General features: G+C 39.3%; 12 protein-coding genes (1 of these 12 running past the window's edge). 7 read left to right on the forward strand and 5 right to left on the reverse strand.

Translation table 11 applies throughout. The features are described 5' to 3' along the window. Positions 1-302 carry the 3' portion of a hypothetical protein gene (locus MTP09_RS01925; protein WP_243550125.1) on the forward strand. It extends 61 nt beyond the left edge of the window, so the window shows 302 of its 363 coding nt (coding positions 62-363); its start codon lies off the left edge, out of view; its stop codon occupies positions 300-302. Between the two features lie 454 nt (positions 303-756). Here MTP09_RS01925 and MTP09_RS01930 read toward each other — a convergent pair whose 3' ends face one another. After that, on the reverse strand, positions 757-2,361 hold the full coding sequence (locus tag MTP09_RS01930) for a BamA/TamA family outer membrane protein (protein WP_243550127.1): 1,605 nt from the start codon (positions 2,359-2,361) through the stop codon (positions 757-759). Between the two features lie 115 nt (positions 2,362-2,476). On the opposite strand from MTP09_RS01930, the gene nadD reads away from it, so the two are divergent. From nadD to MTP09_RS01955, 5 genes are all read left to right on the forward strand, one after another. Then, on the forward strand, positions 2,477-3,061 hold the full coding sequence (nadD, locus tag MTP09_RS01935) for a nicotinate (nicotinamide) nucleotide adenylyltransferase (RefSeq protein ID WP_243550129.1): 585 nt from the start codon (positions 2,477-2,479) through the stop codon (positions 3,059-3,061). A 61-nt stretch (positions 3,062-3,122) separates the two neighbouring features. Next, the gene (locus tag MTP09_RS01940) at positions 3,123-3,461 is read left to right on the forward strand and encodes a DUF3817 domain-containing protein (protein WP_243550131.1); all 339 of its coding nucleotides are present in this window, start codon (positions 3,123-3,125) and stop codon (positions 3,459-3,461) included. A 331-nt stretch (positions 3,462-3,792) separates the two neighbouring features. Next, positions 3,793-6,003 (forward strand): TonB-dependent receptor domain-containing protein, encoded by a 2,211-nt coding sequence (locus MTP09_RS01945; RefSeq protein WP_243550133.1) that lies wholly within the window; start codon positions 3,793-3,795, stop codon positions 6,001-6,003. Positions 6,004-6,346: 343 nt separating this feature from the next. After that, on the forward strand, positions 6,347-6,589 hold the full coding sequence (locus tag MTP09_RS01950; RefSeq protein WP_243550135.1) for a hypothetical protein: 243 nt from the start codon (positions 6,347-6,349) through the stop codon (positions 6,587-6,589). 114 nt (positions 6,590-6,703) lie between these two features. Beyond that, the gene (locus MTP09_RS01955; RefSeq protein ID WP_243550136.1) at positions 6,704-7,570 is read left to right on the forward strand and encodes an alpha/beta hydrolase; all 867 of its coding nucleotides are present in this window, start codon (positions 6,704-6,706) and stop codon (positions 7,568-7,570) included. A gap of 55 nt (positions 7,571-7,625) precedes the next feature. On the opposite strand, the gene ctlX is transcribed toward MTP09_RS01955, so the two are convergent. After that, positions 7,626-8,549, reverse strand: coding sequence for a citrulline utilization hydrolase CtlX (gene ctlX / locus MTP09_RS01960; RefSeq protein WP_243550138.1), 924 nt, complete (start codon positions 8,547-8,549; stop codon positions 7,626-7,628). A 171-nt stretch (positions 8,550-8,720) separates the two neighbouring features. Between ctlX and MTP09_RS01965 the strand changes: the two genes are divergently transcribed. Further along, the gene (locus MTP09_RS01965; RefSeq protein WP_243550140.1) at positions 8,721-9,410 is read left to right on the forward strand and encodes a hypothetical protein; all 690 of its coding nucleotides are present in this window, start codon (positions 8,721-8,723) and stop codon (positions 9,408-9,410) included. A gap of 31 nt (positions 9,411-9,441) precedes the next feature. Here the strand turns inward: MTP09_RS01965 and metF are convergent, their stop codons facing one another. The 3 genes from metF to MTP09_RS01980 form a co-directional block, all read right to left on the reverse strand. After that, positions 9,442-10,398 (reverse strand): methylenetetrahydrofolate reductase [NAD(P)H], encoded by a 957-nt coding sequence (gene metF, locus MTP09_RS01970; RefSeq protein ID WP_243550142.1) that lies wholly within the window; start codon positions 10,396-10,398, stop codon positions 9,442-9,444. A gap of 87 nt (positions 10,399-10,485) precedes the next feature. Beyond that, a complete protein-coding gene (metH, locus tag MTP09_RS01975; RefSeq protein WP_243550144.1) occupies positions 10,486-13,149 on the reverse strand; it encodes a methionine synthase in 2,664 nt (887 codons plus the stop codon). 81 nt (positions 13,150-13,230) lie between these two features. Beyond that, a complete protein-coding gene (locus MTP09_RS01980; protein ID WP_243551562.1) occupies positions 13,231-14,232 on the reverse strand; it encodes a homocysteine S-methyltransferase family protein in 1,002 nt (333 codons plus the stop codon). Between the last annotated feature and the right edge of the window lie 59 nt (positions 14,233-14,291).

Genomic DNA, 14,291 nt, shown 5'->3' on the forward strand with positions numbered 1-14,291 from the left:
AGAGACAGAAAAGGAGTGAATTATTTCATACGATTGTGCAGACTTATATTGAATATAGAAATTCTGAAAGAGAAATTATTAGGGAAGAAAATATTTTAACAATTAGCGCTAACACAAGTGGAAATACAGAAGACGCATTTGGTTTAGATATCGCTTTTGTTAATCCGAAATTATTATATGGTGTGAATTATACAAAAGTATATTTAATTGAAGGCTACCGTTTAATTATCGACGAGTCTCTCAATAATTCAGAAATACTAAAAAGATCATTTAAGGAGACCAAATTCGAAAACCTCAATTAGCAGTTAAGCACATTGACTACAGTGTAAAAAATTGGTATCTTATATTAATGATGATTATGAGATCATCGCAATTCCAGCGCCCTATCAAAAATCGGATGAAATAAAAAACTACTGATGAAAAAAGGTGTGAAGATTAAGAATCTTTAGATTCCACTATGAATGACAATTTGTGTAAAAAACAATAAACTGCTTACCATCTGAAACCACTTTCCAAAATCTCTAAATTTTTGAACAAATTCCTGTTCAAATTTCTCTTGTTCCGAAAAGCATGTCGTTTTTAGCGATTTACTTTTCCAAACCTTCGAAATTTCAAAAGAAAATCCTCCCTTCAAACCTAGCCCCGATGGAAGCGGCTACCCCACAGCAAGCGGGGGAATTTGCGGCTGCGCGAGGAGTAATAGCGGACAGTGGGAACACCTGTGAAAGAAAGCCAGCCCTTGTTGCTCCAAAAAAATCAGAACTTTGTGAGGATTCCCCAGTGGATTTTGGTGTCGCTGAACTTGATGGGATTGCCGAATTCGCTGCCGTTTGAAATCTGGAAACTCATTAACCCGATCGGAAGAAAAAAGTTGAAACCCGTGCCGAAACTGTAGAATTTTGGTTTTAGGGAAAGCGTTTTGTTGTTGAGCTGGCCGTACTGACCAAAGATGTCGAAGAACGCCTGATTGCCGATTACGTAGCGGTATTCTGCGGTACCGAAATAGTACAGGTCGGCGTAGAGCGAATTTTCGTTGAAGCCGCGCAGGGAATTCCAGCCGCCGAAACGCAGCAGCTCGTTGGCTGCAAACTCGTTTTTGGAGTTGATCATCGCGGTTTCGCCCCGAAGATTGAGCCAGTTGTTGCCCTTGATATTGAAGTTCCTTTCGCCATAGAAATAGAAATTGCTCTGCGAAACTTTCAGATCCTGTTTGGTATAGTTGGTCGAGAGCACATCTACTTCTGCGCGAATCTTTGTGCGGTGCATGAAAAGCTCGATTTCCGACGGCTCCGTAAAATCGTACCACACGCCGATCCCTTTTTTTTCGTAATCTTTTCCCGCGACGTAGAGCGAATCCATGACGGTGGAAGTTTCGAAAGTCCCTCTGAGTCCGAGTTTCTGACGGTTATTGAGATGCAGGTAAAGTGCGGGAATGAGTTTTACATTGGCGAAAGTGGAGTCCTGCCGATAGATATTGGCGTTGATATTGGTCCCGATATTGGAGCCGAAAAGGTAGGGAATATCGGTTTTCAGGTCGAAGGTTTGTCCGCGGTCGGGATTTCGCTGCCAGAAGATATTGATGCTCTCAAAGCTGTTGAACATATTTCGGAAGTTCAAATTGATGCTTCCGTTGAAGGTGAATTTGTCGGTTTTGTCGTTTCCGAAACCTAAAACACCGTCGAAGGAATTGGATTTCCGTTTCAGGGTAAAGAGAAAAATCTGGGTGGAATCTTTCGTGAAGAGCGTTTGTGGCGGTCTCTCGAGGATGATGAACGGATGGCTCTGCAACGATTGGTTGATTTGTAACAGGTTTCGGTCGTCGTAGATTTTTCCCTTAAAATCTTTTTCAAGGTTTTTGATGAATCTTTTCGGCACATTTTCATAACCGCGGAGAACGAAGCCGTCAATTTTCCTGACTGCTCCTGGAATTATGGATAACTCCACTTGTGGAACCCCGTTTTTCATTCCCGCGAATCTTGATTTTACCCGGTTGAAGGAATAACCCTGGTTTCGGTATTTTTCGCTGATCTGTTTCTTTAGTGAATCCAGATTTTTGGTGAAGAATTCTTTTTTCAGTTTCAGGTTTTGCTCGATTTCCTGTGAGATTTTCACATTTGCTTCATTGAAGTTCTTTCCCTTATCATAGATAATTTCGGTGGAGTTTCCGTTTTTGATGACGTCCTTTAGCTCGGTGAGGTAAAAATTATTTTGCGAAAGCGAATCCAGGAATTTCACAGCGTTGGCGGAATCTTTAACCAAAACCTTTTTGTTGGTCTGTACATCCACCATCCAGAATTCTTTTTGCTGTGCGTGGAAAAAGACACAGAAAAAAATGAGGAATATGTGGGTAAGGATTTTCAAAGGGAGATGTTCTCAATTTGAACTGAATTCTACGAAGTTTATTATCTTGCGGATGATTATTTTTATCTTTGGCAAATTATAAAAAATCTGTCGATTTTCCGTAGTTTTAATGTTTATGAAAAAAGTAGGTCTGTTTTTCGGTTCCTTTAACCCGATCCACATCGGACATTTGATTTTGGCGAACTATATCCTCGAAAATTCCGATATGGAAGAGCTTTGGTTTGTGGTGAGTCCGCAAAATCCGTTTAAGGACAAGAAATCTTTGCTGAAAGACCACAACCGTCTCGACATGGTGCAGCTCGCCGTGAAGAATTATCCCAAAATGAGGGCTTCAAATGTGGAGTTTTCTTTGCCAAAACCCAGTTACACGATCGACACGCTGACTTACCTCCACGAGAAATATCCCGATGTTTCGTTTTCGCTAATTATGGGAGAAGACAATCTGGACGGACTTTCGAAATGGAAAAATTCTGAAACCTTAATTAAGAACCACCAAATCATTGTTTATCCCCGGGTTTTTGAGGGTGAGAAAAAGGATCACGAATACCTGCAAAACGAGAATATCCATTTGGTAAAGGCACCGGTTATCGAACTTTCAGCCACGGAAATTCGGGCAATGATCAAAGAGGGAAAAAATGTGCGACCGATGTTGCCGCCGGAAGTTTTTGAGTATTTGGACGGAAGTTCTTTTTATAGGTGATGGGTGATGAGCGATATGTGATAGGTGATAACTGATAACTGATAGTGATTAATGATAGATTATGGAATTTGTAGATAAGTTGATTAATAAATATTCTGAAGAAAAAATTACCGACTGGTTTAAGAAAGTCTGCACGCTGGAAGCGATTTCGTGGTGCCTGCTTTTCTCGGCGATGATTTGGATCAGGTACGATAGGGAAGGGCTTTTGCCCACGATCTACATCATCATAATGGGAAACCTTCACGGACTGTTTTTTACCCTATATCTAATTCTTGTTTTACCTGCAAGAAAAATCTTTAAGTGGGATGACGAAGATTTTGTATTTGCATTAATTGCTGCTTTCTTTCCATTTGCCACAATCTGGGTAGAGAAAAAGTTGGCGAGATTTGACAGGGAATAACTTCTTTTTTATAAAAAAATTCTATTGAGATGTAATATTTTGCATCCTTTTGTTGTCTTTCGGATAGACCTTTAATTTTCAAAATAAATTTTTATTATTGATAATCAGCTGATTAAATTTGAATTTTAATTTTCTTTACTACTTTGTATTGCATGATACTAAAATAAAAATATATCTTTGTAACGGAAAGTATTATAAAACTACTCATTATTAAAATTCAAAAAAAATTAGAACCGGAAGAAAAGAAGAAAGCAAAACCAATAACCAAAAAACTGATCACCGAAAAAACAATAACCAGCTTTCTTCTTTTTCTTTTTTAAAAATCAAACTCATGAAAAAATTACTCATCTCGCTTTCTCTGCTGACAGGAATTGTTGCTTTTTCACAAACAGATTCAGCAAAGGTTCAAAACATTGAAAATGTAACCGTTACTAAAAAGGTCATTCAGAAAAAATCCGACCGCCTCGTTTTCGATGTATCCGCATCGCCAGTTGCGAAAGGAAATACAGCGTTCAACCTTTTGAAAGAAACTCCGCTCGTTTCTTCCACCGACGATAAAACCTTGAAAATTGCAGGAAAATCCAACGCGGTTATTTTCATTAATGGAAAGAAAACCCAGATGAATGCCGATGCCATCGAAGCTTTGCTGAAAAATACACCTGCTGAAAATATCCAGAAAATTGAGGTGATTACTTTGCCTGGAAGTGAATTCAACGTTGAAAGTTCGGACGGAATTATCAATATCGTTTTAAAGAAAAAATTAACCGACGGTGCAAACGGAAATTTCAGAGCGAGCAATTATCAGGGAAAGTTCAACAGTCAGTCGAGCTCGGCAAGTCTAAATTTCAGAAAAAATAAATGGGCGATAAGTTCTAATCTAAGTTCAAGAAACCAAATCCGAATTCAGGAATACGATATGATGAACGGCGATGCGAGAAGCACGAACAATTCCGTGGGATACGTAAAAAACGGAACTTTCGACATTGGCGGTTACCTGAATATTGATTACGATTTATCCGAAAAACAAACGCTCGGATTTTCCTACAACACTTGGTACAGCGAGAATTTCGATACCGAAACGAATCTTTTCAATACCATTAAATTTCTGGACAATTCGAATAATTGGCAAACGCATTACAACCGCACCCAAAATTTTATGACGTCGGATGACCTCAACAATAATTTCAATTTGAATTATGAACTGAAACTGGACGATAAAGGCAGCAAAATCAATGTGAATGCGGCTTACCTGAAATTCGGACAAACCGAAAAAAACCAAAGCATGACGAGTACCACCAACTCACAGAATCAGATTATCGGCTTGGAAGGAAAATTCAACCAACTCATTCCGCAGCATATTGATAATTTTTCTGGAACTGTTGACTTTACCAAAGCTTTTAAGAGTTTCACTTTGGGAGCAGGCGGAAATTTCAACAAGACAAAAACCGACAACGACACTTATCTCGAAAATCTGGATTTGAACACGGGGAATTATGTGAAGGATCTTCAGCAAAGCAACCATTTTGTGTACGACGAAAAGATTTCAGGACTATATCTGAATTTTGACAAGAATTTTGGTGAAAAAATTTCGGCAAAGTTGGGCGCAAGAATGGAATTTACCGACAGTTACGGACAAATTTTAGGGAGCACAATTGAAGTCGCAAGAAAACATCAGAATTTTTTGCCGACGTTCAGCGTCAACTATAATATCAATCCAACCAATTCCATTTCGTATTCCTTCACAAGTCGCATGAAGAGACCGAGTTTCTGGGAAATTAATCCTGAAAGAATTTATTTGACGAAGGTGAATTATGTACAAAATAATCCTTTTATGAAGGCGTCTTCGGTTTTCAATCAGGAGTTGATGTATATGTTTAAAAGTGCTTATTTCCTGCAAATTTCTAATTCTTACACGAAAGATGCAACAACGCAGGTTCCGCTCCAGAGAACGGTAAATGGCGTTAATGAATTGCGTTATATCCGAACAAATTACGGAACTAAGAATAATTTTGCCGCGAATTTGGGAATGAACAAATCCTTTTTCAAACAGATCTGGAATGTGAATTATGTGGTTGGTTTGCAGATTAATTCTTACAAAGGCAGCATCGATCAGGATCCGATTACGCACGAAGTTTTTGATCCGTTCGTGGTGGATGGAAGTTTGGTGACGCCGTTTGTCCAGCTTCAAAATACTGTTCGGCTCTCGGCAAAAAAAGATTGGTTTTTGGGCGTGAATTATTTCTACCTCGGCAAAAACAGAATTGATTTGGGAACATTAAAACCACTTCAACAGTTGGACATCAATGTGAAAAAAATCTGGAACGACTGGACTTTTTCTCTCGATTTAAAGGATATTCTGAAGACCAACAAAATTTACATCCACGATGTGCAGCCGACCGGAAAATTCAATATCATCGATCAGTATCAGGATTCGCGAAAAGCATTTTTTACCGTGACTTACAATTTTGGAAATCAGAAAATCAAAAAAGCGAGATCGATCGAAGGTGCGGCAAGCGAAATTAAAAACAGAACTGGAAACTAAAAACACTTCCTCATTAATTCTGCAAATAAAGACACAAAATCGAGGACGAGATCAATATGGAAACAGCAATTTCAAAGCTTAGAAAGAACATTTGGGCAAACTATTACATTTTAGGTGTTAGATTTGTGATAGGTTTTCCTTTGTTCCTTCGGGCTTAACAAAAATTTTTGAAGATCGGTTCACAAGTATTTCCACAGATAATCCCATTGGTGAAGGACTTTATCAAACAGGAATTTACTGGAATTTCTTAGGATTCTGTCAGTTACTTGCTGCATTTTTATTGATTACCCAAAGATTTGCGACCATTGGTGCATTGCTATTTTTCGCGATTATTTCAAATATTATGATGATTACGTTGAGTATGGATTTTAATTATACTCCTGTGATCACCGTACTGATGTGGTTGGCAAACTTAACTTTACTGATTTGGGATTGGGATAAATTGCGGGTTCTTTTTTCCGAAAAGTCGCATGAAAAGATCTATCAAACGCCAGAACGTATTTCAAAAAAGTGGAGAATTGGTGGTTTGGTTTTCTATGTTGTCATCATCATATTTCTTTGTTATGGGCGTTTTTTCTTTAAATAAATTACATTCATACTTCCTGTATTATTTTAAAAGAAATCTGCGTTTAGAATTCTGAACGCAGATTTTTTTTGCATAAAATTTGCAACCTCCATTTCAGTCCAAAATCTATTTTTTATGAAAAATTTTCTGTTTGTAATTTTCGGTTATTTGATAATTTCCTGTTCAGGTTCCACCACCGGAAATCCAACTGACGAACCGCAAAACCTTGCTGCCAAAGATGAAATGAATATTTCCTACGGAAGTAATACGCAGCAGAAATACGACATTTTTCTACCCGCCGGAAGAAGTGCAGACAAAACAAAAGTGCTCATCTACATTCACGGAGGTGGTTGGATTGCGGGTGATAAATCTGAAATCTATGGAGGACTTCCCAAAATGAAGCAGACCTATTTCCCGAAATATGCGATTGTAACCATGAACTACGTTTTGGCTCAACCGGGAACTTCTAATTATGCATTGCCAAATCACATTAACGATATTCAGCACGTCATCAATCAGATCAAGGCAAAATCGCAGGAATACCAGGTGAAGCCGGAATTTGTCCTTTGCGGAAGCAGTGCGGGTGCACATCTGTCGATGTTTTATGCGTACACGAAAAACAATCCGGAAGTAAAAGCGGTGGTGAATATGGTGGGACCTTCTGATTTTAATGACAGTGCATTTTCTACCAATCCGCTTGCGGGATATTTCTCGGGGTTCGTCAATCCTGCATCGGTACCATCGGGAATGAACATGCTTACTTATGCAAGTCCTTTAACCTGGATTACCAATGCCTCGGTTCCGACACTCGGCTTTTATGGAACAGGCGATACTACTGTTCCACTTTCCCAAAAAAATTTGCTCGAAGCAAAACTCACGCAAGAAAATGTACCCCACGAAATATATACCTATAACGGCGATCACGTAGGTTGGATGAGCGAGCCAATTACTTCTTGGATGCTGGATAAGACAAAGAAATTCTTAGAAAAGTACAATCCTTAAAAACAAAAAAGTCGAAAATTTTCGACTTTTTTTATTTTCTGCGGAAAATGAGCATTTATGATTTTGGCAAGAAAACCTCCGCCAACATGCATCTTGCGCTTCCTCCACCGTTGGTTTCAATGGTATGGAGGTCGGAATAGATGATTTCAGAATACTTTTCGATCCCTGAAATCTGTTCCTTGGTTAAAGATTTAAAGGCGGTCTCGCTCATTACTAAAAAAGTTTTTCCTTCGGAATTCCTTACCTGTAGCATATTTCCGGCAAACTGCTGCATCTGGTCTTCGGAAATTTCGATCAGTTCCTTGTCGGTGGATTTGATGACTTCCTGAACTTTTTCGCGCTCCAGCTCGTCGTCGATACAGTCGAGGCAGATGATTGCAAATTGATCCGCGATACACATCATCACATTCGTGTGGTAAATCGGCAAACGCTGATCGCCGACATTTTGGAAAGAATGGAAAACTACGGGTGTGAATCCAAATTCAGCACAGAATTTTCTGAACAGGTCCTCGTCGAGTCGGAGCGAAACAGAACCGTAAGCAATCTTGTAGTCGTGGTCGAAAATCATACTTCCAGTACCTTCTAAAAATCGATCTTCATTTTCGAAATGGGAAAGATCATCGACTTTGTCAATTTTAAAACCTTGATTTTTAATGGTCTCGAGAATGTCCTTGCGACGCTCAACTCGTCGATTTGGCGCAAACATTGGGTACAGCACTACTTTTCCGTCGCTGTGGAAACTCACCCAGTTGTTTGGGAAAATAGAGTCGGGTGAGTGTGGTTCGAGCGTATCTTTCACGGTGATCACATTCACTTCTTTTGCTCTCAGTTTTTCCACAAAGCTGTTGAATTCCTCAAGAGCTTTCTGCTGCGTGTCGGAATCTTTTTGTTCGACCTGGAAATAGTTGTTTTCTGCAGTTTGGGCGTTGTATCCGAAAGCAATCGGCTCGATCATCAGAACGGTATCTGTAGCTTGCATAAAGTAATTATTGAATTTATACAAAAATAGCCAATATTTTGTAATTTGGCATTGGGAAAATTGCTTAAGCGTTTTTTTAACTTTACATCAAATTATCATCAAACAACTACTGAAATTAAAAATTTCTAAGCAAAAATTTTCGTAATAATCCCTTATATTTACAATAACTAAATGAAAAAAATGTACGCAAAAATTTCAACTCTGGCCTTTATACTTTCCACAATTTTCATCAGTTCGCAAGTTACTACAAGTATTGTTTCAGAGGCGGCACGCTTTAACCGGTTTATGAATAGTGTGAAATCTGCAAAATTTGGTCCTATTCCTTATGACGAGATCGAAGGAAACCCTTTCTTCAACAAGAATTTTCTTGCAGCAAAGGTTGAAAGCGCTACAAATCCAATCCCTGCAAGGTACAACATGTTTACCGACTCTATTGAAATGATTAATGATGGGACAATTTATGAGCTGCCGAAAACAAGCGCCTACTCTAAAATTAGCTTTATTGCCTCCAGAGAAAACTTTGTGTATTTGAACCATGGAGTGGAAGCTAATGGATACTATCTGCTGCTCGCCGATGGGAAAAACAGATTGCTGAAAAAACTGAAAACCGAGTTCCGAGATGCGGTGCCTGCACTGAATTCCTTTACCCAGGCAACTCCGGCGAGATTTGAAAATCTACCGGCTGAATATTTTATTCAAACTGGTGAAAATTTAGTCAAAATCCCTAGGAAACAAAATGAATTCTATAAAATTTTTGGAGATAACAAGAACGAAGTTGAAAGTTTTGTCAAAAAGCAAAAACTCAAAGTCAACCAAGAATTAGACCTTATTAGATTAGTTCAGTTTCTGAACACCCAATAAGAAATGTCCGGCAAATTCGCCGGACATTTTTTTAGAAAAGCTCTTGCGCCACTTTCTTAATATTATTGCTTTTCCCCATCGAATAAAAGTGCAGCACCGGAACTCCGAAATCCAATAATTCTCTGCACTGGCTGATTGCCCATTCCACACCGATTTGTTTCACGGCGGTATTGTCTTTTGCTTTGGTAATTTCAGAAATCAAATCTTCAGGTAAATCAATCTTGAAAGTTTTCGGCAGCATCGAAAGATGACCTTTCGTCGCAATCGGCTTAATTCCTGGAATAATCGGCACATCAATTCCCATTGCTCGTGCTTCTTTCACAAAATCAAAGTATTTTTTATTGTCAAAAAACATTTGCGTCACCACATAATCTGCACCGGCTTCTACTTTTTGCTTCAGCCGCTCCAAATCATATTTCATCGACGGTGCTTCGATATGCTTCTCAGGATAACCTGCAACACCGATACAGAATTTGTTGTTTTCATCGCACCTGTCCTCGTCCGTCAAATATTTTCCGTGACCAATATCGTTGATATGCTCCACCAAATCAATCGCATAGCGGTGACCGCCTTCTGTCGGAACAAACTGATTCTGGCCCTTCATTGCATCACCGCGAAGCGCCATCACATTATCAATTCCGAGGTAAAGACAATCCACCAAAAGATATTCGGTTTCCTCCTTCGTAAAGCCGCCACACAAAACATGCGGAACTGTATCTACATTGTATTTATGCTGAATCGAGGCGCAAATTCCCAAAGTTCCGGGACGCATTCTTGTAATTTTTCGCTCCATCAAGCCGTTGCCTTTTTCGATATAAACGTATTCTTCACGCGACGTAGTCACATCAATAAAAGGCGGTTTAAATTCCATCAAAGGATCGATATTTTTGTATAAATCCTCAATCCCCACCCCTTTTTGTGGTGGAATTACTTCAAGTGAAAAAAGCGTTTTGCCGTTGGCGTTTTTTATGTGTTCGGTTATTTTCATTTTCTATTTTTTAACACAAAGTCAAAAGGTTTTTGCACAATGTGCAAAATATTTTGCGTCTTTGTGAAATTCTTAGTGCCTTTGTGGTTAATTTTCTACTAAGTTTGGTCGAAGCCATTTTCTCGCAAACTCTAAATCTACATTTTTACGTTTTGCATAGTCTTCAACCTGTTCTTCAGTAATTTTTCCAACACCGAAATACTTCGATTTTGGATTTGCAAAATAATATCCGGAAACTGCTGCAGTTGGAAACATTGCCAATCCCGGAGTAAGTTCCAAACCAATTTTTTCTTTTACATCCATCAGTTTCCAAATGGTTTCTTTTTCCAAATGGTCTGGACATGCCGGATAACCGGGAGCTGGACGAATTCCTAAATATTTTTCAGCGATTAATTCTTCATTGTCCAGATTTTCATCTTCGGCGTAACCCCAAAATTCTGTTCTCACTTTATGGTGCAGATATTCGGCATATGCTTCAGCCAATCTATCTGAAAGCGCTTTAGCGATAATCGCATTATAATCGTCGTGATCGTCTTTGTATTTCTGAACCAGTTCATCCGTTCCGAAACCTGTCGTCACGGCAAAACATCCGACATAATCCTGCTTTCCTGAATTTTTTGGAGCCACAAAATCCGCTAAAGCCAGATATTCTTTTCCTGCTGAACGCTTCAACTGCTGGCGAAGTGTGTGGAAAGTTCCAATCACATTTCTATTATTATCATACACTTCAATATCATCGTCGTTCACTGTGTTCGCAGGGAAAATTCCGAAAATGGCCTTTCCGGTCAGCAATTTATTATCGATGATTTCTTTGAGCATTTTTTTTGCGTCGTTGTAAAGTTCTTTTGCATGTTCACCTACAATTTCATCTTCCAAAATATTCGGAAATTTCCCGTGAAGTTCCCAACTTCTGAAAAATGGTGACCAATCCATAAACGGAATCAATTCGTTTAAGTCCTGATCTTCAATCACATAAATTCCTAATTTCTTCGGAACAGCAATTTCTTCGTTTTCCCAATCGATTTTAAATTTCTGTTCACGCACTTCCGCCATTGGCAGATATTCTTTTTCAACCTGTCTTGACAAAAATTTCTCCCGGAAATCGGCGTATTCTGTTTTCAGTTCAGAAACATACTCACCGTTTCTGTTGCTCAACAATGAACTTACCACACCAACTGCACGTGAAGCGTCGTTCACATGAACCACGGCGTTGTTATATTTCGGATCAATTTTTACAGCAGTATGTGCTTTAGAAGTGGTTGCACCGCCAATCAACAATGGAAAATTCAGATTTTTTCTTTGAAGTTCATCAGCAACATGAACCATTTCATCCAAACTTGGCGTAATCAAACCGCTCAAACCAATGACATCCACTTTTTCATCAATCGCAGTCTGAATAATTTTTTCCGCAGGAACCATCACTCCCAAATCCACAATTTCATAATTGTTGCAGCCCAAAACTACGGCCACAATATTTTTCCCAATATCATGAACATCCCCTTTTACCGTTGCCATCAACACTTTGCCGTTGGCAGGTTTTGAAGTGTCTTTTTCCGCTTCGATAAATGGCTGAAGGTAAGCCACGGCTTTTTTCATTACCCTTGCAGATTTTACTACTTGCGGAAGAAACATTTTCCCACTCCCGAAAAGGTCGCCGACAACGCCCATTCCTGTCATCAGATTGATTTCTATAACATCTAAAGGTCTTGGCGTGAGTTGTCTCGCTTCTTCCACATCTTCAATAATAAAACGGTCGATACCTTTGACCAAAGCGTGTGTAATTCTGTCCTGAAGCGGGTTTCTGCGCCACTCCAAATCTTCGACGATTTCTTTTTTAGATGATTTATGTTTTTCGGAATAATCTAAAAGTCTTTCAGTGGCATCATCTCTTTTGTCGAGCATCACATCTTCCACCAATTCCAACAAATCTTTCGGAATTTCGTCATAAACTTCCAGCATTGCAGGATTTACAATTCCCATATTCATTCCCGCTTTTATGGCGTGGTAAAGGAATACGGAATGCATCGCCTCACGCACCGAATCATTCCCGCGGAACGAAAACGACACATTGGAAACACCTCCCGAAACCGAAACATGCGGCAGGTTTTCGCGAACCCATTTTGTACCTTCAATGAAATCGAGGGCATTTCTGCGGTGTTCTTCCATTCCTGTTGCGACAGGGAAAATATTTAAATCGAAAATAATATCTTCCGGCGGAAAACCAACTTTGTTCACCAAAATATCGTATGAACGCTTCGCAATTTCGATTCTCCGTTCCAGGTTATCGGCTTGTCCTACCTCATCAAACGCCATCACAATCGCAGCGGCACCGTATCTTTTAATAGTTGTCGCGTGATGAATAAATTCTTCCTCTCCTTCTTTCAAACTGATCGAATTCACCACACATTTCCCTTGAACCACCTGCAGTCCTGCTTCCAAAATTTCCCATTTTGAAGAATCAATCATAATCGGAATTCTCGCAATATCAGGTTCTGAGGCGATTAAATTCAGGAATTTTACCATACAGTATTTTCCATCCAACAATCCATCATCAAAATTGACATCGAGAATCTGTGCTCCGCCTTCAACCTGGTGTCGCGCAATATCCAATGCCTCTGCAAATTTTTCTTCTTTAATCAAACGAAGAAATTTTTTGGAACCTGCAACATTGGTTCGCTCACCAACATTGATGAAGTTGGATTCCGGGGTTATAATTAGCGGTTCGAGACCGGAGAGTTTTAAGTATTTCATAATATTAATGTAACAATTTGAAAATGTACCAATATAACAATCAATGCGATTGATACATTGTTAGATTGATACATTGTTAGATTAAACAATCTTCCTTGGCTGATAGTTTTTCACCAAATCTGCAATGGCTTTAATATGTGGCGGTGTTGTTCCGCAGCAGCCGCCAACAACATTAATCAAACATTTTTCTGCGTATTCTTTAATCTGTTCTGCCATTTGCTCCGGCGTTTCATCGTAATGACCGAAAGCGTTCGGTAATCCTGCATTCGGATAGGCAGACACGTAAAATTCTGAATTATTGGAAAGGGTTTCCAAATATGGCGTCAGTTGTTTTGCTCCTAAAGCACAATTGAAACCGACACTCAACAGATTGAGATGCGAAACGGAAATCAGGAATGCTTCTGCGGTTTGTCCGCTCAAAGTTCGTCCCGATGCATCGGTAATAGTTCCCGAAACCATAATAGGAATTTGAATATTTCTTTCTTCCTGAATTTGATCAATGGCGAAAAGTGCGGCTTTTGCATTCAAAGTGTCGAAAATGGTTTCTACCAAAAGAATATCTGCACCACCGTCGAGAAGTGCTTCGCACTGCTGTTTGTAGGCAATTCTTAATTCATCAAAAGTAATAGCACGAAACCCGGGATCATTGACATCAGGACTTAAACTCGCTGTTTTGTTGGTTGGCCCGATTGATCCTGCTACAAATCTTGGTTTTTCAGGATTTTGAGCGGTAAATTCGTCACAGACTTTTCTTGCAATTTTTGCAGATTCAAAATTCAGTTCGTAAACCAAATCTTCCATATGGTAATCTGCCATTGCAATGGTAGTTCCCGAAAATGTATTGGTTTCGATAATGTCTGCTCCTGCTTCCAGATATTTTCTGTGAACTTCCTCTATTGCCTGTGGTTGCGTAAGCGAAAGCAAATCGTTGTTTCCTTTTACAGGATGTTCCCAATCTTTAAAACGCTCGCCACGGTAATCTTCCTCCGTAAATTTATAACGCTGAAGCATGGTTCCCATCGCTCCGTCGAGCACGAGAATGCGTTCGTTGAGGGCTTTGTATAGTTGTTCTGAATTTTTCATCATATTTTTTTTGTTTGAAAGATTTGAAATTGTTTGATTTCGTTTGACATTGTTGTTGT

The organism is Chryseobacterium suipulveris (genome assembly GCF_022811685.1).
In the GTDB taxonomy this organism is placed as follows: domain Bacteria; phylum Bacteroidota; class Bacteroidia; order Flavobacteriales; family Weeksellaceae; genus Kaistella; species Kaistella suipulveris.